Origin of the sequence: Pseudomonas sp. 39004 (assembly GCF_028682155.1) — a bacterium.
GTDB classification, from domain to species: Bacteria; Pseudomonadota; Gammaproteobacteria; order Pseudomonadales; family Pseudomonadaceae; genus Aquipseudomonas; species Aquipseudomonas capeferrum.
On sequence record NZ_JANIAG010000106.1, the window covers coordinates 1 to 18,975 of the forward strand.

Here is an 18,975-nt window from a genome sequence, read left to right on the forward strand (position 1 = left end):
CTTCCGATCTGCCCGGTTGCCTTGGTCAGCGATTGCAGAAACTCCTGCTGCAGTTCCGGATCGTTGCGCGTCAGCTCGATCAGGCTCTGCTCCATTTCGCTGGCTTCCTCTTCCAGGCCCAGTTCGGACAAGCGTTTGACCCGGTGTACCCACTGGCCGACATCATCGTCTTCCAGGTCGTCGAAGATCAGTTCGTGGGCTTCGAGCAGCTTGTTGCGCAGGGTGGCGCTGACCAGCAGGCTGGCGTCACCGCGCACCGCGTTGTCCTCATCGACCACCTGCAAGTGCAGGGTACCAATGTGGTTGAGGTTCTGCTCGGAGAACGGGCTGTCGAGCAGGTTCAAGCGCAGTACGCCGTTTCTGTCGGTGGTCAGCTCGTGGGTCATCTTGCCGGCCTTGACCTCGACCAGGCGCTCGCTCCAGGGCAGGCTGGTGGATTCTTCGCGCTGGTCCTTCTGCACTTCGCTGATCCCGGCCAGGTTCTGCTGGGCGCGACCGTTGGACTGCACGTTCATGAACGGGTTGAGCCCCGCCACGCCATAGCTGAGCCAGTCGTGGGTGACGCTTTCGGGCAGGTTGCCCAAGGCGAACACATTGACCACGTTGGCGCCCACGCCGGCCACCACAGCCACCGCGCCCAGCGGGATCTCGTAGACCTCCCGCCAGGGCTGGTAGGGCGTGTAGCGGTCGTAGCGACGGGTGACTTCGAATTCGGTGACTTCGAAGCGCTTCTGCTCATGCACGCGCACACGTCGTTGCGGCAGCTCCATCACCTTCGGCTCGCCGACATCGATCTGCAGACTGTGTTCGAGCAACTTGCGCTCGACGCGCTCCTCATGCTCGCTGCGCTGGGACATCTGGTTGGCGCAGCCGCTGATGAGCAGGGCGCCGCTAAGTGCGGCGCCCCCCAGGGTAAAGGTACTTCGCTTGGACATGATCACTCGTGCATTGATTATCAGCGGCGAACGCGGGCCTGCAGGAACGACAGCACTTCATTGAGTGGCAGCGCTTGAGCATCCTGTTCGGTGCGGTGCTTGTATTCCAGGTTGCCTTCGGCCAGGCCGCGGTCGCTGACGACGATGCGGTGCGGAATGCCGATCAGCTCCATGTCGGCAAACTTGATGCCTGGGCTGGTCTTCTTGTCGCGGTCGTCCAGCAATACTTCAAAACCGGCGGCGGTCAGTTCGGCATACAGCTTGTCGGTAGCCTCGCGAACCACGTCGGTTTCGTAGCGCAGCGGCACCAGGGCGATCTGGAACGGCGCCAGGGCATCGTTCCAGATGATGCCTTTGTCGTCGTAGCTCTGCTCGATCGCGGCGGCGACCACGCGGGAAACGCCGATGCCGTAGCAACCCATCGACAGCACCACCGGCTTGCCGTTCTCGCCCAGTACCTGGCACTTGAGCGCCTCGCTGTACTTGGTGCCGAGCTGGAAGATGTGCCCGACTTCGATGCCGCGCTTGATCACCAGGGTGCCCTGGCCGTCCGGGCTCGGGTCGCCTTCGACGACATTACGCAGGTCGGCGACTTGCGGTACCGGCAGGTCGCGTTCCCAGTTGACGCCGAAGTAGTGCTTGTCGTCGATGTTGGCGCCGATGCCGAAGTCGCTCATCAGGGCAACCGAACGGTCGATGATGCATTCCAGCGGCAGGTTCAGCGGGCCGAGCGAACCTGCGCCGGCGCCAATGGCGTCGTGCAGTTCGGCTTCGGTAGCCATGACCAGCGGGTCGGCAACCTGTTCCAGTTTGGTGGCCTTGATTTCGTTGAGCTCGTGGTCACCACGGACGATCAGGGCGATCAGCTTGCCTTCTTCGGCGCCGCGCACGATCAAGGTCTTGACGGTTTTCTCGATCGGCAGGCCGAACTGCTCGACCAGTTGCGCGATGGTCTTGGCGTCCGGGGTGTCGACCAGGCGCAGCTCTTCGGCAGGGGCAGGGCGCACGGTTTCACGCGGGATGGCCTCGGCCTTCTCGATGTTGGCGGCGTAGTCGGAGCTGTCGCTGAAGATCACATCGTCTTCGCCGGACTCGGCCAAAACGTGGAACTCGTGCGAATAGCTGCCACCGATGGAGCCGGTGTCGGCCTGCACAGGGCGGAAGTCCAGGCCCAGGCGGGTAAAGATGTTGGTGTACGCCTGGTGCATGCGGTCGTAGGTTTCCTGCAGGGAAGCCTGGTCGGCATGGAAGGAATAGGCGTCCTTCATGATGAACTCGCGGCCGCGCATCAGGCCGAAGCGCGGGCGGATCTCGTCACGGAATTTGGTCTGGATCTGGTACATGCTGAGCGGCAGCTGTTTATAGCTGGACAGCTCGTTACGGGCCAGGTCGGTGATGACTTCTTCGTGGGTCGGGCCAACGCAGAAATCACGATTGTGGCGGTCTTTGAGGCGCAGCAGCTCGGGGCCATACTGCTCCCAGCGGCCGGATTCCTGCCACAGTTCGGCGGGCTGGATGCTAGGCATCAGCACTTCCAGGGCGCCGGCGGCGTTCATTTCTTCGCGGACCACGGCTTCGACCTTGCGCATTACTCGCAAGCCCATCGGCAGCCAGGTGTACAGGCCCGAGGCCAGTTTGCGGATCATGCCGGCGCGCAGCATGAGCTGGTGGCTGATGACCACTGCGTCGGCAGGGGTTTCTTTCTGGGTGGCGAGCAAATATTGACTGGTGCGCATGGTGGGCCGTGTCGATTGCCTAAGACGTTGAAATGACCCCGCATTGTACGGGGGTGAAACGAAGGCGTACAGGATGCCCCAGGGCGTGGCAATTGTCAGCCAAGAAAAAGCCCGGCAATCGTGCCGGGCTTTTTCAGGTGCGGGGCACTATAAGCGAGGCTTACAGGATGCTCAGCGGGTACTCGACGATCAGACGCAGTTCGTCGATCGAGCTCGAACCGTAGTACACACCGTCGCTGGAGCGGTAAGTGGCCTGACGGACACGGAAGCTCAGGTCCTTCGCTGGGCCGCTCTGCATGACGTACTTGACGTCGATGTCGCGTTCCCATTCCTTGCCGTTGTCGGTGGTGCGGGTGGTTGCACCGCTACCGCGAGCATAACGGGTCATGAAGGTCAGGCCTGGCACGCCGAACTCGGCGAAGTTCAGGTCGTAGCGCGCCTGCCAGGATTTCTCGTCTTCGGCGTTGAAGTCGGAACGGGCGATGGAGTTGGCCAGGAACACGGTACCGCCGCCGTCTACGCCGTAGGCGTAGTCGCCGTCACCGCTGACCTTCTGGTAGGCCAGGGTAAAGGTGTGGGCGCCGATGTTGTAGGCGCCGGACAGGCTGGCTGCGATGTTGTCGAGTTCGTTGCTGCCGTCGGACTTGGTGACGAACGCGCCAGTGCGGTTGTCGCCGATGGACTTGGTGTCATAGATGTTGAAGTCGAACACCAGGCCTTGCTTGTCGCTGATCGGCAGCGCCCAGTTCACGTTGCCGTACCACTTGCGGAAGTGATCTTCGACGCGCGAGTAGTAGATGCTGGTGCTGAGGCTGTCGGTAAAGGCGTAGGTGCCACCGAAGATGTTGGCTTCGGTCAGGTTCAGGCTGTCGTGGTAGGTCTGAGCCTGGGCATTCATCGCGGTGAAGTGACCGGCGTTCAGGGTCAGGCCGCTGATCTCGTTGCTGGTGATCAGGCCGCCTTCGGCAACTTCCGGCAGCAGTCGGCTGTCGTCGGTGGCGAATACTGGCATGGCGGTGAACTGGTCGCCGAACTTCAGCACGGTATTGGAGATGCGCACTTTTACAGCGCCACCGCCTTCGGAGTAATCATCTTGCGAGCGACCGTCGGAGCCTTGTGGGAACAGGCCGGTGCCGGCACGGCCACGGCCGCTGTCCAGCTTCAGGCCAAGCATGCCGATGGCGTCGACGCCGAAGCCTACGGTGCCCTGGGTGAAGCCCGATTCGTAAGTGCCGAGGAAGCCAAGGCCGGTTTCTTCCACGCGGCTCTGGGTGCCGGCTGGGTTGTTGCGGAAGTCACGGCTGAAGTACAGCATGCGAGTTTTGACGTTCAGCTGGCTGTCTTCGATGAAACCCTTGGACTCGTCTTGTGCAGAGGCGAAGGCCAATTGCGAGGTCCCTGCCGAAACGGCCAGGGCGATCATGCTCCACTTCATCACGCGCATCGTGATTTGCTCCTTTGGTTTTTAGGAAGAGTACCGCTGCGCCCAAGTCTTTTAGTTATATGGGGCAGCTCTTTCTTGTTATGTCGGCGGAAATGTATAGCACGCTGACTGTTGTTGGCGATATGGGCATATAGAACCTTTCGGGAACTTTATGGTCATGTCGCTTGTAGGTAATTCCATGTCGCAAATCACGTCCCGGATTCCCGGGCCGTACAACGCCAGCGCCGTTCCTGTCGCCGTAACGAATCTGTAACTACAGATTACGGCTAGGGAAACTCCCTGGTGTATCCAAAGCGGCTGTTGTTATTTGTCGCGTACATCCCTTGATGCAGATGTCGTGCCGACTTGGTGTGGAGGGAATGCAACAAGCGTGCACAAAATTAACCCCGGTTCATGAAATTTTCACAAATGGGGGTGCCGAAGGTCGGAAAGTACCGGAAACACGGGCTGAGGCTTGTCTGATGGTGTGCCAGATAAGTTAGGCGTTTCAAACCCAAAAGCTGTCATAAAAGTCAATGTGTTACCGGCCACTGTTAATGCAGTGTCATTCGAGTGGGTAAAAGCGTAGTGGTGTGCTCGTTTGCGGCCTCATTTTGGTGCGAAAAGTAGCGCTGTGTTACCGCAGTTGTGCAGGCGGGGGGCGTAGATGAACTTAAAGTGTGCAGCGCACCGCAGCGCTTGCATGCCGGCGCCGGCGAAGCAAGGTATCCTTGCCCAATGTCCCGTGTAGGACGGGCCCGTTTTTGTCTGTTGGAGGTTTTGCATTGTTTGAGATGGATACGCGTTTGCAGCAGGACTCCCTGGTGCTTGGAGACTTCCCGTTGTGCCGTCTGCTGCTTAGCAAAGATGCCAATTACCCCTGGTTCATCCTGGTGCCCAAGCGCGCCGGCGTGAGCGAAGTGTTCGACTTGAGCCAGGAAGACCAAGCGCAGCTGTTCAAGGAAACCACTGACCTGGCGCAGGCGCTCAAGGGCGAGTTCAAGGCTGACAAGATGAACATTGCCACGCTGGGCAATGTGGTCAGCCAGCTGCACATGCACGTCATCGTTCGCCGCCATGGCGATGCTGCCTGGCCTGCGCCGGTGTGGGGCAAGGTGCCTGCGGTCGAGTATGCGCCAGGGCAGGTCGACGCCATCCGTCAGCGCCTTCGCACGCTGCTCGACAACGATTACCAGGAGGCCTGACATGTCACCTGAATCGCGAATCATCGAGCTTGAAACCCGCCAGGCGTTCCAGGACGACACGCTCCAGGCGCTGAATGATGTGGTGGTCGAGCAGGGGCGTGTGATCGACCGCTTGCAACTGCAGATGGCCGAACTGCTCAAGCGTTACGAAGAAATGGTAGGGCAGTACGGCAGCGAGGGAGAAGAGGCGCCGCCCCCTCATTATTGAGTTCAGGCAGCCCTGGCATTGCACCAGGGCTGGCAAGGTCAGCGACGGGTTACTGCCACCACATCTTCGGCCTGCAGGCCTTTGTCACGGTGCATGACCGAAAACTCGACGCGCTGGCCTTCCACCAGAATCCGGTGGCCTTCGCCGCGAATAGCGCGGAAGTGCACAAAGATGTCATCGCCCGAATCGCGGGAAATGAAGCCAAAGCCTTTGGAGGTATTGAACCACTTCACGGTGCCCGTATCGCGGTTGCCGGCCTCCAGTGGGGCGCTCTGGCTGTTGCGGGCCTTGCGGGGGCCGCGGGCGAAACCTGCGGCCAGGTGCAGGGCCACGGCCAGCACCGCGCAGACCAGCGCAGCCAGGTTGCCCATCTCGGGCCGAGCCAGCAAGGTCAGGGTCTGCAGTACCACGGCGACCACCAGCAAGGCGCAGGCCAGGTGTTGCAGTTGTTGCCGTGCACCTCGGTAGTACAGCGGCAAGACCGGGGCCAATACCAGGTTAAGCAGGCCGAGCAGTGCCAGGTAGACCGCATCGGGTTGCTGCAGGAAGGGTGTTGCATCGGTTTTCAGGCTGGGCATGAGCGATAGCAGCAAAGCCGCTACGCCCGTCACCAGATGGACGATCTTGAACATGGGGTTGGCTCACAGTTGACAAGCTGATCACAGGAAGAGCTGGCGACACGGTGCGCATGAGGTGTAAAGCGCGAACACGTGGTGTGCCAGCCTATGCACCCGGCAATGACAATCCGCACGGGTGGCACCCTGCCTATTTAACAGCAAAGGCGCAGGCTACTCAAACCGCAGGTCTGCGCAGCCGATGTGTTGCGCCAGGTCACAGGCGGCTTCTGCCAAGTGTTGATACAGTGTGAAGGGCCCGCTTGATCATCAAGCCTTATGGAAAGGGGAACTTCATGGCAATCGATATCGGTATCAGTGAAGAAGATCGCAAGTCCATCGTCGAAGGGCTGTCGCGCCTGTTGTCGGATACCTATGTGCTGTATCTGAAAACCCATAACTTTCATTGGAACGTCACCGGCCCTTCGTTCCGCACCCTGCACCTGATGTTCGAAGAGCAATACAACGAGCTGGCCCTGGCGGTCGACTCGATCGCCGAGCGGATTCGTGCCCTGGGCTTCCCGGCACCGGGTTCCTATGCATTTTATGCGCGGCATTCTTCGATCAAGGAGGAGGAGGGCGTGCCGGTGGCGGATGAGATGATCCGTCAGCTGGTGCAAGGCCAGGAAGCGGTCGTGCGCACTGCACGCAGCATCTTCCCGGTGGTGGACAAGGTCAGCGATGAGCCGACCGCCGACTTGCTGACCCAGCGCATGCAGGTACACGAAAAAACTGCCTGGATGCTGCGCGTGTTGCTTGACGGTAAATAGCCGCCGTAGCGTCAGAAATGCCTGAAAAGCCCGGTTGCCGTCACGGCAACCGGGCTTTCTGCATTTCTGCGGGAAGGTTTTGCCGCTGCTGCGGATGCGCAGGCTGGCGCTTCATGGTTGCCGTGGCCCTAAGTGCAGGGCAATGACAGTCGATGGAGTGGCCCGATGGCGAGGCAAGTGGACAAGCGGGGCGCTGGCCAGGGTTGCTGGTCAGGCAAGCAATGCGTCGACCCCTTCAAAGCCGATTTCGACATGCTGCAGATCAGGCCGGTGTCACGCTCGGTCCGGCTCAATGGTTTTTCAACCTGCCTGCGGCTGGAAGCAGTCTACTGGGGCATTCTGGAGCGTATCGCCGAGGCCAACTGCTGTTCGGTCAGCGCGGTGCTGTCGTATGTGGACCGCGAGGTACATCTGCGCCAGGGCGGGGTGCGCAACTTCAGCGGCCTGATCCGCGTGATCTGCGTCGCCTGGCTGCTCGACCCGCCGAGTGCACGCTGATCGCCAGGCGGGCTGCGCAGTGCTTGCTAACCATATATAATCCCGCTTTTTGCTGCCCCGGCAGCCAGCGTTATGGTTGACGAGAGACACCCATGCCCCTTTATGACTATCAATGTGCGTCCTGCGAGCACCGCATGGAAGCGCTGCAGAAGATCAGCGCCGCGCCGCTGACCGATTGCCCGGCCTGTCAGGCGCCGGCACTGAAGAAGCTGCTGTCTGTCCCAGGCTTTCGCCTGAGCGGCACCGGTTGGTACGAAACCGACTTCAAGACCGGGGCAAAAAAGAATCTGGCAGGCGGCGACAAGGCCGACTGAGTTGAATGCTGTGACCGGGTCTTGCAGTATTAGCCCTCTGGGCGGCCAAGGCCTCCACCGAATACACGAATCACGAGAAGCGAAACCACCATCATGATGCGCAGCCATTATTGCGGCCAACTGAACGAGAGCCTGGACGGCCAGGAAGTCACCCTTTGCGGCTGGGTCCATCGTCGCCGCGACCACGGCGGGGTGATCTTCCTCGACATCCGTGACCGCGAGGGCATGGCCCAGGTCGTGTTCGACCCTGATCGCGCCGAAACCTTCGCTGCCGCCGACCGTGTGCGCAGCGAGTACGTCGTGCAGATCACCGGCAAGGTACGCCGCCGTCCGGAAGGCGCGGTCAACCCGAACATGGCCTCCGGTGGCATCGAAGTGCTGGGCTACGACCTGCAGGTCCTCAATGAGGCCGAAACGCCGCCGTTCCCGCTCAACGAATACTCCGACGTCGGCGAGGAAACCCGCCTGCGCTACCGCTTCATCGACCTGCGTCGCCCGGAAATGGCCGACAAGCTGCGTCTGCGTTCGCGCATCACCAGCAGCATCCGTCGCTTCCTCGACGAGAACGGCTTCCTCGACGTCGAGACGCCGATCCTCACCCGCGCCACCCCAGAGGGCGCGCGTGACTACCTGGTGCCGAGCCGCACCCACGCTGGCAGCTTCTTTGCCCTGCCGCAGTCGCCCCAGCTGTTCAAGCAGCTGCTGATGGTTGCCGGTTTCGACCGTTACTACCAGATCGCCAAGTGCTTCCGTGACGAAGACCTGCGTGCTGACCGCCAGCCGGAATTCACCCAGATCGACATCGAGACCAGCTTCCTCGATGAAGCCGAGATCATGGGCCTCACCGAGAGCATGATCCGCAAGCTGTTCAAGGAAGTCCTGGACCTGGAGTTCGGTGATTTCCCGCACATGACCTTCGAAGAAGCCATGCGCCGTTACGGTTCCGACAAGCCAGACCTGCGTAACCCGCTGGAACTGGTCGACGTTGCCGATCAGCTCAAGGACGTCGAGTTCAAGGTCTTCGCAGGCCCGGCCAACGATCCTAAATGCCGCGTTACCGCCCTGCGTCTGCCAGGCGGCGCCAGCATGCCGCGCAGCAAGATCGACGAGTACACCAAGTTCGTCGGCATCTACGGTGCCAAGGGCCTGGCCTACATCAAGGTCAACGAGCGCGCCAAAGGCGTCGAAGGCCTGCAGTCGCCGATCGTCAAGAACATCCCTGAGGCCAACCTCAACGTGATCCTCGATCGCGTGGGCGCAGTCGATGGCGACATCGTGTTCTTCGGCGCCGACAAGGCCAAGATCGTCAGCGAAGCCCTGGGCGCGCTGCGGATCAAGGTGGGTAACGACTTCAACCTGCACACCTGCGAATGGGCGCCGATGTGGGTTGTCGACTTCCCGATGTTCGAAGAGAACGACGACGGCAGCTTCACTGCGCTGCACCACCCGTTCACTGCACCGAAGTGCTCCCCGCAAGAGCTGGAGGCCAACCCGGCCACCGCGCTGTCGCGTGCTTACGACATGGTGCTGAACGGCACCGAACTGGGTGGCGGCTCGATCCGTATCCACCGCAAAGAGATGCAACAGGCGGTGTTCCGTCTGCTGGGTATCGAAGCGGCAGAACAGGAAGAGAAGTTCGGCTTCCTGCTCGACGCCCTGAAGTTCGGCGCCCCGCCTCACGGTGGCCTGGCCTTCGGCCTGGATCGCCTGGTCATGCTGATGACCGGCGCCCAGTCGATCCGTGAAGTGATCGCCTTCCCGAAAACCCAGAGCGCTGCCTGCGTCATGACCCAGGCCCCAGGCATGGTCGACGCTAAAGCCTTGCGCGAGCTGCACATCCGCCTGCGCGAACAGACCAAGGTCGAGTAAGCGGGCCCCGGGCGCATCCACATGGATGCGCCTTTGCGTTACGGCGCAGGTTTTTTTGTCGTTGCGCCCCGTCAGGGGCGCAATTGTTTGTGTTTCAAAGAATTTGGAGTCGTTATGGCTGGTCATTCCAAGTGGGCGAACATCAAGCACCGCAAAGAGCGCCAGGATGCCAAGAGAGGCAAGGTCTTCACCAAGTGGATCCGCGAGCTGACCGTTGCAGCCAAGCAGGGCGGCGGTGATCCGGCGTCCAACCCGCGCCTGCGTCTGGCGCTGGACAAGGCCCTTGGCGCCAACATGAGCCGCGATATCATCGACCGCGCCGTTGCCCGTGGTGCTGGCACCAACGAAAGCGACAACGTCGAAGAGCTCAGCTACGAGGGTTACGGCCCAGGTGGCGTGGCGATCATGGTCGAGGCCATGACCGACAACCGCAACCGTACTGCCGCGGCCGTGCGTCATGCCTTCACCAAGTGTGGTGGCAACCTCGGTACCGATGGCTCGGTGGCCTACCTGTTCGAGCGCAAGGGCCAGATCAGCTTCGCGCCGGGCGTGGATGAAGACGCCTTGATGGAAGCCGCGATGGAGGCCGATGCCGACGACGTGGTGAGCAATGACGATGGCTCGTTCGACGTCTTCACTTCCTTCAACAGCTTCTACGCTGTGCGTAATGCCCTGGAAGAGGCCGGCTTCAATGCCGATGACGCCGAAATCGTCATGCAGCCGACCACCAGCGCCGAGCTCGACCTTGAAGGCGCAGAAAAGGTGCTCAAGCTGATCGACATGCTCGAGGATCTGGACGACGTGCAGAACGTCTATTCCAATGCGCAGATTTCTGACGAGATCATGGAAAAACTCGGCTAAGGTGTGCTGGCGTATCAAGCCAGGCATGTGAGTTTTTCAGCGTCTGTACCGGCCCTTTCGCGGGGCGAGCCCGCTCCCACAGGTCCCTGCCATCCTTAAGGCCAGCGGGGTACTTGTGGGGGCGGGCTCGCCCCGCGAAAGGGCCGGTGCAGTTTGCAAAAATGCATCCCTAAATACGACAGGCGTTATGACTCTGATTCTTGGTATCGACCCCGGCTCGCGGATCACCGGTTACGGCGTGGTTCGCCAAACGGCCCGTGGTTGCGAGTATGTGGCGTCGGGTTGTATCCGCACGGGCAGTGGCGAGTTGCATGAACGTCTGCAGATTGTCTTTCGCGGTGTCAGCGAGGTCATCAGGCTGCACGAGCCGGTAACCATGGGCATTGAACGGGTGTTCATGGCCCGCAACCCCGACTCGGCGCTCAAGCTCGGCCAGGCCCGCGGTGCTGCGATCGTGGCGGCGGCCGAGGCGGGGCTGGAAATCGCCGAATACAGTGCCACCCAGGTCAAGCAGGCCGTCGCAGGCACGGGCGGCGCCAACAAGGAGCAAGTGATGATGATGGTCATGCACCTGCTCAAGCTGACGCAAAAGCCGCAGATCGACGCCTCCGACGCCCTCGCCATCGCCCTGTGCCATGCCCATACCCGCTCCAGCCTGGTGCCACATGGCCTGGCCACGGCACGCCGGCGCGGTGGGCGCTTGCGTCTGTAAGCGCTTCATGCGCTGATACACATTTTGTTCGGGTGGCAGGTTCACCCGGCGCATTTGCTGATAGGGTTGAGCGGTCTTTGACCGGCTCCCCGAGAGGAAGGATCGGAACGTGATTGGACGTTTGCGCGGCACCCTGGCGGAAAAACAACCGCCGCACCTGATTATCGACGTCAACGGCGTGGGCTACGAGCTGGAAGTGCCCATGACCACCCTGTATCGCCTGCCCAAGGTTGGCGAAACGGTGACCGTGCACACCCACCTGGTGGTACGTGAAGACGCCCACCTGCTCTATGGCTTCCACGAAAAGCGCGAGCGCGAACTGTTCCGCGAACTCATTCGCCTCAATGGCGTCGGGCCGAAGCTGGCGCTGGCATTGATGTCGGGCCTGGAAGCCGACGAACTGGTGCGCTGCGTGCAGGCCCAGGACACCTCGGCCCTGGTGCGCGTGCCGGGTGTTGGCAAGAAGACCGCCGAACGCCTGCTGGTCGAACTCAAGGACCGCTTCAAGGCCTGGGAGACCTCGCCGGCCATGTTCACCCTGGTGTCCGATGGGCCGGCACCGGCCAGCGGCGACTCCTCAGCCGAGGCCGATGCGGTCAGTGCATTGGTTTCCCTGGGCTACAAACCCCAGGAAGCCAGCAAGGCAGTGTCCGCCATCAAGGACAAGGCCGGCCTGAGCAGTGAAGAGCTGATCCGCCGCAGCCTCAAAGGGATGATTACCAAGTGATCGAAGCCGACCGTCTGATCGCCGCCAGTGGGCGCGACCGCGAAGAGGTCCAGGACCGCGCGATCCGCCCCTTGCGCCTGGACGACTACATCGGGCAGCCCGTGGTACGCGAGCAGATGGCGCTGTTCATCCAGGCCGCGCGTGGCCGCAGCGAGTCGCTTGACCATACCTTGATCTTTGGCCCGCCAGGGCTGGGCAAGACCACCCTGGCCAACATCATCGCCCAGGAAATGGGCGTGTCGGTCAAGAGTACCTCGGGGCCTATTCTCGAGCGCCCGGGCGACCTGGCGGCGATGCTGACCAACCTTGAGCCCCACGACGTGCTGTTCATCGACGAAATCCACCGGCTTTCACCGGTCGTCGAAGAGGTGCTCTACCCGGCAATGGAAGACTTCCAGCTCGACATCATGATCGGCGAGGGGCCCGCCGCACGCTCGATCAAGCTCGACCTGCCGCCCTTCACCCTGGTGGGGGCCACCACCCGTGCCGGCATGCTGACCAACCCCTTGCGGGACCGTTTCGGCATTGTTCAGCGCCTGGAGTTCTACAGCGACAAGGACCTGGCGACCATTGTCAGCCGTTCCGCCGGTATCCTGGGCCTGGTCATCGAAGACCAGGGCGCCTTCGAGATCGCCCGGCGTGCCCGTGGCACGCCACGTATCGCCAACCGCTTGCTGCGCCGTGTGCGCGACTATGCCGAGGTGCGCGGCAAGGGCCAGATCACCAAGGCCGTGGCAGACCTTGCGCTGAACCTGCTTGACGTCGACGAGCGTGGTTTCGACCACTCCGACCGCCGCCTGCTGTTGACCATGATCGAGAAATTCGACGGTGGCCCGGTGGGGGTGGACAACCTTGCGGCAGCCATCAGCGAAGAGCGTCACACCATCGAGGACGTGCTCGAGCCCTACCTGATCCAGCAGGGTTACATCATGCGCACGCCGCGCGGCCGTGTGGTCACCCGGCATGCCTACCTGCACTTTGGCCTGAATGTTCCTGGGCGCCTGGGGGAGGGTGGTGATTTTTCCGAGCCAGGCGATGAATGACAGATCAAAACCGGCTTTTTGTGGTCCTACCGCTGGCATGCCACAGGCGCGCTGGCAATAAGACATTAATGAAGAAAAAACAGTTGCCGCAGCGGATTGGCAAGCTGAGGAGTAAGCACTAGAGTATGCGCGCGCAAAATCAGCTCGAACCGTTCGCCCACCGTTGTCGCGTCTATTACGAAGACACCGATGCGGGCGGCGTGGTGTATTACGTCAACTACCTGAAATTCATGGAGCGCGCGCGTACCGAGCGGTTGCGACACCTGGGCTTTTCCCAGTCGCAGCTGGCCGGTGAAAACCTGTTGTTCGTGGTCCATTCCAGCGAGGCGCGCTACCACGCGCCGGCGCGGCTGGACGATGAGCTACGGGTCACCGCGCAAGTACTTGAACTCAATCGTGCCAGCCTGCGCTTCGTGCAGCAGGTCTGGCGGGAAAAGGATGAAACGCTGCTCTGCGAGGGGCAGTTCCTGGTGGCCGCCGTGCGCGCCGACACTTTCAAACCCCGAGCCATACCCCCCAAGCTGCGCGACGCCTTTATGGCGGACGGCTCGGGTACTCAATCGAATGCAGGAGAATAAGCGTGGAAGCTAACGTCGTCGACCATACCTCCATGTGGAGTCTGGTCAGCAATGCCAGCGTGGTGGTACAGCTGGTAATGCTGATCCTGGTGGCCGCCTCGGTCACCTCATGGATCATGATCTTTCAGCGCAGCACCATGCTGCGCGCCGGTCGTCGTGCGCTGGATGCCTTCGAGGAGCGCTTCTGGTCGGGTATCGACCTGTCCAAGCTGTACCGTCAGGCAGGCAGCAACCCGGACCCGGATTCGGGCGTGGAGCAAGTCTTCCGCGCAGGTTTCAAGGAGTTCTCGCGCCTGCGCCAGCAGCCGGGCGTAGACCCGGACGCGGTCATGGAAGGCGTAGGCCGGGCCATGCGCGTGGCCATCTCGCGTGAGGAAGAAAAGCTCGAGCAGAGCCTGCCGTTCCTCGCCACTGTCGGTTCGACCAGCCCATACATCGGCTTGTTCGGTACCGTGTGGGGCATCATGAACTCCTTCCGCGGCCTGGCCAGCGCCCAGCAGGCCACTTTGGCCACGGTTGCCCCAGGTATCGCCGAAGCCCTGATCGCCACCGCAATCGGCCTGTTCGCGGCAATCCCTGCGGTTATCGCCTACAACCGTTTCGCCGCACGCAGCGAAGTGCTGATCGGCCGTTACTACACCTTCGCCGACGAGTTCCAGGCGATCCTGCACCGCAAAGTGCACACCAGCGAAGAGTAATCAGGTAGAAGCCCATGGCCCGAGTTCGCCACAAACGCAAGCCGGTCGCCGAGATGAACGTGGTGCCCTACATCGACGTGATGCTGGTGCTGCTGGTCATCTTCATGGTGACGGCCCCCATGCTCAACCAGGGCGTGAAGGTCGACCTGCCCAAGGTTTCCAGTGAAGCCTTGCCGCAGGACAACAACGTCCAGATCCTTACCATCTCCATCAAGGCCGACAAGACCTACTATTGGAACCTCGGCAGCGAAGTCGATACCGATAAACAGATGGACAAGGCCATGACCTTGCCCGACATGACCAACGCAGTGACCAAAATCATTGCTGCCGGTCGTGACCAGGGCAAGCAGACCCAGGTCTTCATTCGTGGCGACAAGGCTGTCGACTACGGCGCGGTCATGGGTGCCATGGGCGGGTTGCAGAAGGCCGGTGTCGGTAACGTTGGCCTGATTACCGAGGCGCCCTGATGCAACAGCGAGAGCCATCCGCCTCGGAAAGCTACTTCTGGCCCAGTGTCTGGGCCATCGGCCTGCATGTGCTGGTGTTCGCTATGCTGTTCGTCAGTTTTGCCATGACGCCTGAACTGCCGCCTTCCAAGCCGATCGTCCAGGCTACTCTGTATCAGCTCAAGTCCAAGAGCCAGGCGACTACCCAGACCAATCAGAAGATTGCCGGGGAAGCGAAGAAAACCGCCTCGCGCCAGACCGAAGTCGAGCAGCTGGAGCAGAAGAAGGTCGAGCAAGAGGCCGTGAAGGCCGCGGAACAAAAGAAAGCCGACGCCGCTCAAAAGGCCGAGGAGGCTCGCGAGGCCGCCGAAGCCAAGAAGGCCGAGGACGCCGCCAAGGCCGCCGAGGCGAAAGAGGCCACCGAGGCCAAGAAAGCCGCCGAAGCCAAGAAGGCCGATGAGGCGAAGAAAGCCGCCGAGAAACAGCAGGCCGATATCGCCAAGAAGAAGGCTGAGGAAGAGGCCAAGAAGAAAGCCGCCGAGGACGCCAAGAAAGAGGCCGCCGAGGAAGCGAAAAAACAAGCCACCGAGGATGCCAAGAAAAAGGCAGCCGAAGAGGCCAAGAAGAAAGCAGCCGAGGACGCCAAGAAGAAAGCGGCGGCCGAGGACGCGAAGAAGAAGGCAGCTGAAGAGGCCAAGAAAAAGGCTGCGGCAGACGCCCAGAAGAAAAAGGCACAGGAAGCGGCCCGCAAGTCGGCAGAAGACAAGAAAGCCCAGGCCCTGGCCGAGCTGTTGTCCGATACCACCGAGCGGCAGCAGGCGCTGGCTGACGAGCAAGGTGACCAGGTGGCCGGCGATTTCGACGACCTGATCCGCATGCGCGCAGCCGAGGGCTGGGCACGTCCGCCTTCCGCGCGCAAGGGCATGACGGTAGTCCTGCAGATCAACATGCTGCCAGATGGCACCATCACCAACGTCAGCGTGTTGCGCTCCAGTGGCGACGGCCCGTTTGACAGTTCGGCGGTGGCAGCAATGAAGAACATCGGTCGTCTGACCGAAATGCAGGGTATGAAGCCGAGCGATTTCAACAGGTATCGTTCGTTCAAGATGACATTTACTCCTGAGGATCTAGCGTTGTGATTAAACTCCTTCGAGGACTGCTGGTCATGCTGTGCTGCGTGGCAGGCATGGCCGTAGCAGAGGAAAAGAACATCCTGGTCACCAGCGGCAGCGACCGGGCCACGCCCATCGCGGTAGTGCCGTTCGGTCTGCAGGGCGGCAGCGTGCTGCCCGAAGACATGGCTGACATCATTGGCAACGACCTGCGCAACTCCGGCTACTACTCGCCGATCCCGCGGCAGAACATGATCAGCCAGCCTTCCCAGGCCAGCGAAGTCATCTTCCGCGACTGGAAGGCGTTGGGTGCGCAGTACGTGATGGTCGGCAGCATCGTGCCGTCCGGCGGCCGTCTGCAGGTGCAGTACGCCCTGTTCAACGTCGCCACCGAGCAGCAAGTGCTGACCGGCAGCGTGGCGGGCAGCGTCGACCAGCTGCGCGACATGTCGCACTACATCGCCGACCAGTCGTTCGAAAAGCTCACCGGCATCAAGGGTGCGTTCTCTACCCGCATGCTGTACGTGACGGCCGAGCGTTTTTCCACCAACAACACCCGTTACACCCTGCAGCGTTCGGACTACGACGGTGCCCGGGCAGTGACCCTGCTGCAATCGCGTGAGCCGATCCTGTCGCCACGCTTTGCACCGGATGGCAAGCGTATTGCCTATGTGTCGTTCGAGCAGAAGCGCCCGCGTATCTTCGTGCAGCACATCGACACCGGCCGCCGTGAGCAGGTCACCAACTTCGAAGGCCTCAACGGTGCACCGGCCTGGTCGCCTGACGGTTCGCGCCTGGCGTTCGTGCTGTCGAAAGATGGCAACCCGGACATCTACGTGATGAACGTGGCTTCGCGTCAGATCAGCCGTGTCACTGCCGGCCCCGGTATCAATACCGAGCCGTTCTGGGGCAAGGATGGCAACACCCTGTACTTCACCTCCGACCGTGGCGGCAAGCCGCAGATCTACAAGCAGTCGGTCAGTGGTGGTAGCGCCGAGCGCGTAACTTTCGTCGGTAACTACAACGCCAACCCGAAACTTTCGGCGGACGAAAAGACGCTGGTGATGATCCACCGTCAGCAGGGCTTCACCAACTTCAAAGTGGCGGCACAGGACTTGCAGCGCGGAAGTGTAAAGATTCTCTCTGAAACAAGTCTTGATGAGTCTCCCACTGTTGCGCCAAACGGCACCATGCTAATCTACGCCACCCGCCAGCAGGGCCGGGGAGTCTTGATGCTCGTGTCGCTTAATGGCCGCGTGAGGCTCCCACTTCCTACCGCTCAAGGCGAAGTCAGAGAACCGTCCTGGTCCCCTTACCTGAACTGATTGCGGCGTAATACGTTTTGCTTAACACACTGGGGTTTCATTAGGAGTTTCACGATGGAAATGCTGAAGTTTGGTAAATTCGCTGCGCTGGCTCTGGCCATGGCTGTAGCTGTAGGTTGCTCCTCGAAAGGCGGTGACAACGCTGGTGAAGGCGCTGTTGACCCGAACGCTGGCTACGGTGCCAACACTGGCGCTGTCGACGGCTCCCTGAGCGAAGAAGCCGCCCTGCGCGCAATCACCACCTTCTACTTCGAATACGACAGCTCGGACCTGAAGCCAGAAGCCATGCGCGCTCTGGACGTTCACGCCAAGGACCTGAAGTCCAACGGCAACCGCGTTGTTCTGGAAGGCAACACCGACGAGCGCGGCACCCGCGAGTACAACATGGCTCTGGGTGAGCGTCGTGCCAAGGCCGTTCAGCGTTACCTGGTTCTGCAGGGCGTTTCCCCTGCTCAGCTGGAACTGGTCTCCTACGGTGAAGAGCGTCCTGTTGCCACTGGCAACGACGAGCAATCCTGGGCTCAGAACCGTCGCGTAGAACTGCGTAAGTAAGTTCCCATGCGAATGTGCCGCCGTGTAGTAACCGTCCTCGCACTCAGCCTGCCGCTCGCGGCCTGGGCTGAGGTCCCTGTAGTAGATGACAACGCAGGCAGTTATCCGCCTGCGGGTTATGGCACGAGCGGCGCCTATGCCGGGGCAGGGGCTTCAACCCCTGCCTCGGCACAGGGCCAGCTGTTCATGCAGCTGCAACAGATGCAGGACCAGCTTTCCCGCCAGCAAGGCATCATCGAAGAGCTGCAAAACGATGTGTCGCGCATGAAGCAGGAAAACCTGGAGCGATACCAGGACCTGGACCGTCGCATCAACAGTGGTGCCGCGCCTGCCGCGACCCCTGACAATTCCTCTACCGGGGGCGCATCCAATGCCGCCGCCGGTGCAGCAGCAGGTGCCGCTGGCGCCGCTGCGCAACAACCGGCCGCCAGTGGCGAGCCCGGTGATCCGGCGAAAGAGAAGCTCTATTACGATGCTGCTTTCGACCTGATCAAGCAGAAGGACTTCGACAAGGCCAGCCAGGCGTTCAACGCCTTCCTGCGCAAGTACCCCAGCAGCCAGTACGCCGGCAATGCCCAGTATTGGCTGGGTGAGGTGAACCTGGCCAAGGGCGACCTGCCAGGTGCCAGCCAGGCGTTCGCGCAGGTGAGCCAGAAGTACCCCAAGCACAGCAAGGTGCCTGATTCGCTGTACAAGCTGGCCGACGTCGAGCGCCGCATGGGCCACACCGACAAGGTCAAAGGCATTCTGCAACAGGTCATCACCCAGTACCCTGGCACATCCGCCGCGCAACTGGCGCAGCGTGACCTGCAAAAGCTCTAAGCCGCACCCTTCGCAAGAAACCCGCGCCAGTCGCGGGTTTTTTCGTTAGAATCACTGCCCTTTTTCTTAAACACGCTGCAGCGGATAACGCCATGTCGAGTCCGCGACAGTGCCTGACGGAGGCGGACAGCCTGTTTAGCTGTCACGCCCGTGGCGATCATGCAAGACACATTACGCATTACCGAAGTCTTTTACTCTTTGCAGGGTGAAACACGAACGGCTGGGCTGCCCACGGTTTTCGTGCGCCTGACCGGTTGCCCCCTGCGCTGTCAGTACTGCGACAGTGCCTACGCGTTCAGCGGCGGCACCCTGCGCACCCTCGATTCGATCATGGAACAGGTGGCCGGTTTCAAGCCGCGTTACGTCTGCGTCACGGGGGGCGAGCCGTTGGCCCAGCCCAATGCCTTGCCGTTGCTTCAGCAACTGTGCGATGCCGGCTACGAGGTTTCGCTGGAGACCAGCGGCGCGCTGGATATTTCGGGTACCGACACCCGCGTCAGCCGTGTGGTCGACCTGAAGACGCCAGG

22 protein-coding genes are annotated in these 18,975 nt (G+C 61.3%); 18 read left to right on the forward strand and 4 right to left on the reverse strand.

Translation table 11 applies throughout. The features are described from left to right. The 3 genes from NP534_RS17860 to NP534_RS17870 all read right to left on the reverse strand — a co-directional run. Positions 1–935 (reverse strand): hypothetical protein (locus NP534_RS17860; protein WP_274099585.1); only part of this gene is annotated, 935 nt, incomplete at its 3' end. A gap of 20 nt (positions 936–955) precedes the next feature. Beyond that, on the reverse strand, positions 956–2,671 hold the full coding sequence (locus NP534_RS17865) for a proline--tRNA ligase (RefSeq protein ID WP_274099586.1): 1,716 nt from the start codon (positions 2,669–2,671) through the stop codon (positions 956–958). A gap of 160 nt (positions 2,672–2,831) precedes the next feature. Then, positions 2,832–4,115 carry an OprD family porin gene (locus NP534_RS17870; RefSeq protein ID WP_274099587.1) on the reverse strand — a complete coding sequence of 428 codons (1,284 nt, stop codon included), beginning with the start codon at positions 4,113–4,115 and terminating at the stop codon, positions 2,832–2,834. Between the two features lie 764 nt (positions 4,116–4,879). Here NP534_RS17870 and NP534_RS17875 point away from each other — a divergent pair. Beyond that, positions 4,880–5,299, forward strand: a complete 420-nt coding sequence (locus tag NP534_RS17875) for an HIT family protein (protein WP_274099588.1) — start codon at positions 4,880–4,882, stop codon at positions 5,297–5,299. 1 nt (position 5,300) lies between these two features. Further along, positions 5,301–5,507, forward strand: a complete 207-nt coding sequence (locus NP534_RS17880) for a SlyX family protein (RefSeq protein WP_186658305.1) — start codon at positions 5,301–5,303, stop codon at positions 5,505–5,507. A 38-nt stretch (positions 5,508–5,545) separates the two neighbouring features. On the opposite strand, the gene NP534_RS17885 is transcribed toward NP534_RS17880, so the two are convergent. Beyond that, positions 5,546–6,139, reverse strand: a complete 594-nt coding sequence (locus NP534_RS17885; protein WP_274099589.1) for a cold-shock protein — start codon at positions 6,137–6,139, stop codon at positions 5,546–5,548. A 278-nt stretch (positions 6,140–6,417) separates the two neighbouring features. On the opposite strand from NP534_RS17885, the gene NP534_RS17890 reads away from it, so the two are divergent. The 16 genes from NP534_RS17890 to NP534_RS17965 all read left to right on the forward strand — a co-directional run. Further along, complete coding sequence (locus tag NP534_RS17890) at positions 6,418–6,891, forward strand: Dps family protein (RefSeq protein WP_016392255.1); 474 nt, start codon at positions 6,418–6,420, stop codon at positions 6,889–6,891. A 165-nt stretch (positions 6,892–7,056) separates the two neighbouring features. After that, positions 7,057–7,389, forward strand: a complete 333-nt coding sequence (locus NP534_RS17895; protein WP_274099590.1) for a ribbon-helix-helix domain-containing protein — start codon at positions 7,057–7,059, stop codon at positions 7,387–7,389. 92 nt (positions 7,390–7,481) lie between these two features. Further along, positions 7,482–7,703 carry an FmdB family zinc ribbon protein gene (locus NP534_RS17900; RefSeq protein WP_033699849.1) on the forward strand — a complete coding sequence of 74 codons (222 nt, stop codon included), beginning with the start codon at positions 7,482–7,484 and terminating at the stop codon, positions 7,701–7,703. 93 nt (positions 7,704–7,796) lie between these two features. Continuing rightward, complete coding sequence (gene aspS / locus NP534_RS17905) at positions 7,797–9,572, forward strand: aspartate--tRNA ligase (RefSeq protein WP_274099591.1); 1,776 nt, start codon at positions 7,797–7,799, stop codon at positions 9,570–9,572. Between the two features lie 114 nt (positions 9,573–9,686). Next, positions 9,687–10,433: a YebC/PmpR family DNA-binding transcriptional regulator gene (locus NP534_RS17910; protein WP_274099592.1), complete on the forward strand. Its 747-nt coding sequence runs from the start codon at positions 9,687–9,689 to the stop codon at positions 10,431–10,433. 187 nt (positions 10,434–10,620) lie between these two features. Next, entirely contained in the window at positions 10,621–11,145 is a 525-nt protein-coding gene (ruvC, locus tag NP534_RS17915; protein ID WP_274099593.1) for a crossover junction endodeoxyribonuclease RuvC, read from the forward strand. Positions 11,146–11,254: 109 nt separating this feature from the next. Further along, a complete protein-coding gene (ruvA, locus tag NP534_RS17920) occupies positions 11,255–11,872 on the forward strand; it encodes a Holliday junction branch migration protein RuvA (RefSeq protein WP_274099594.1) in 618 nt (205 codons plus the stop codon). Beyond that, entirely contained in the window at positions 11,869–12,915 is a 1,047-nt protein-coding gene (gene ruvB, locus NP534_RS17925; RefSeq protein WP_186658328.1) for a Holliday junction branch migration DNA helicase RuvB, read from the forward strand. Before ruvA ends, ruvB begins: the two co-directional genes overlap by 4 nt. Before the next feature lie 125 nt (positions 12,916–13,040). Beyond that, a complete protein-coding gene (gene ybgC / locus NP534_RS17930; RefSeq protein ID WP_033699843.1) occupies positions 13,041–13,493 on the forward strand; it encodes a tol-pal system-associated acyl-CoA thioesterase in 453 nt (150 codons plus the stop codon). 2 nt (positions 13,494–13,495) lie between these two features. Next, a complete protein-coding gene (tolQ, locus tag NP534_RS17935; RefSeq protein ID WP_008090219.1) occupies positions 13,496–14,191 on the forward strand; it encodes a protein TolQ in 696 nt (231 codons plus the stop codon). A 14-nt stretch (positions 14,192–14,205) separates the two neighbouring features. Next, a complete protein-coding gene (tolR, locus tag NP534_RS17940; protein ID WP_012273765.1) occupies positions 14,206–14,658 on the forward strand; it encodes a protein TolR in 453 nt (150 codons plus the stop codon). After that, entirely contained in the window at positions 14,658–15,776 is a 1,119-nt protein-coding gene (gene tolA / locus NP534_RS17945) for a cell envelope integrity protein TolA (protein ID WP_033699841.1), read from the forward strand. The genes tolR and tolA overlap by 1 nt, the downstream gene beginning before the upstream one ends. Before the next feature lie 26 nt (positions 15,777–15,802). Then, on the forward strand, positions 15,803–17,074 hold the full coding sequence (gene tolB, locus NP534_RS17950) for a Tol-Pal system beta propeller repeat protein TolB (protein ID WP_033699839.1): 1,272 nt from the start codon (positions 15,803–15,805) through the stop codon (positions 17,072–17,074). Between the two features lie 54 nt (positions 17,075–17,128). Next, on the forward strand, positions 17,129–17,626 hold the full coding sequence (pal, locus tag NP534_RS17955) for a peptidoglycan-associated lipoprotein Pal (protein ID WP_008090230.1): 498 nt from the start codon (positions 17,129–17,131) through the stop codon (positions 17,624–17,626). Positions 17,627–17,632: 6 nt separating this feature from the next. Beyond that, entirely contained in the window at positions 17,633–18,448 is an 816-nt protein-coding gene (gene ybgF / locus NP534_RS17960; RefSeq protein WP_274099595.1) for a tol-pal system protein YbgF, read from the forward strand. Between the two features lie 159 nt (positions 18,449–18,607). Continuing rightward, on the forward strand, positions 18,608–18,975 hold a 368-nt coding region (locus NP534_RS17965; protein ID WP_274099596.1), incomplete at its 3' end, for a radical SAM protein.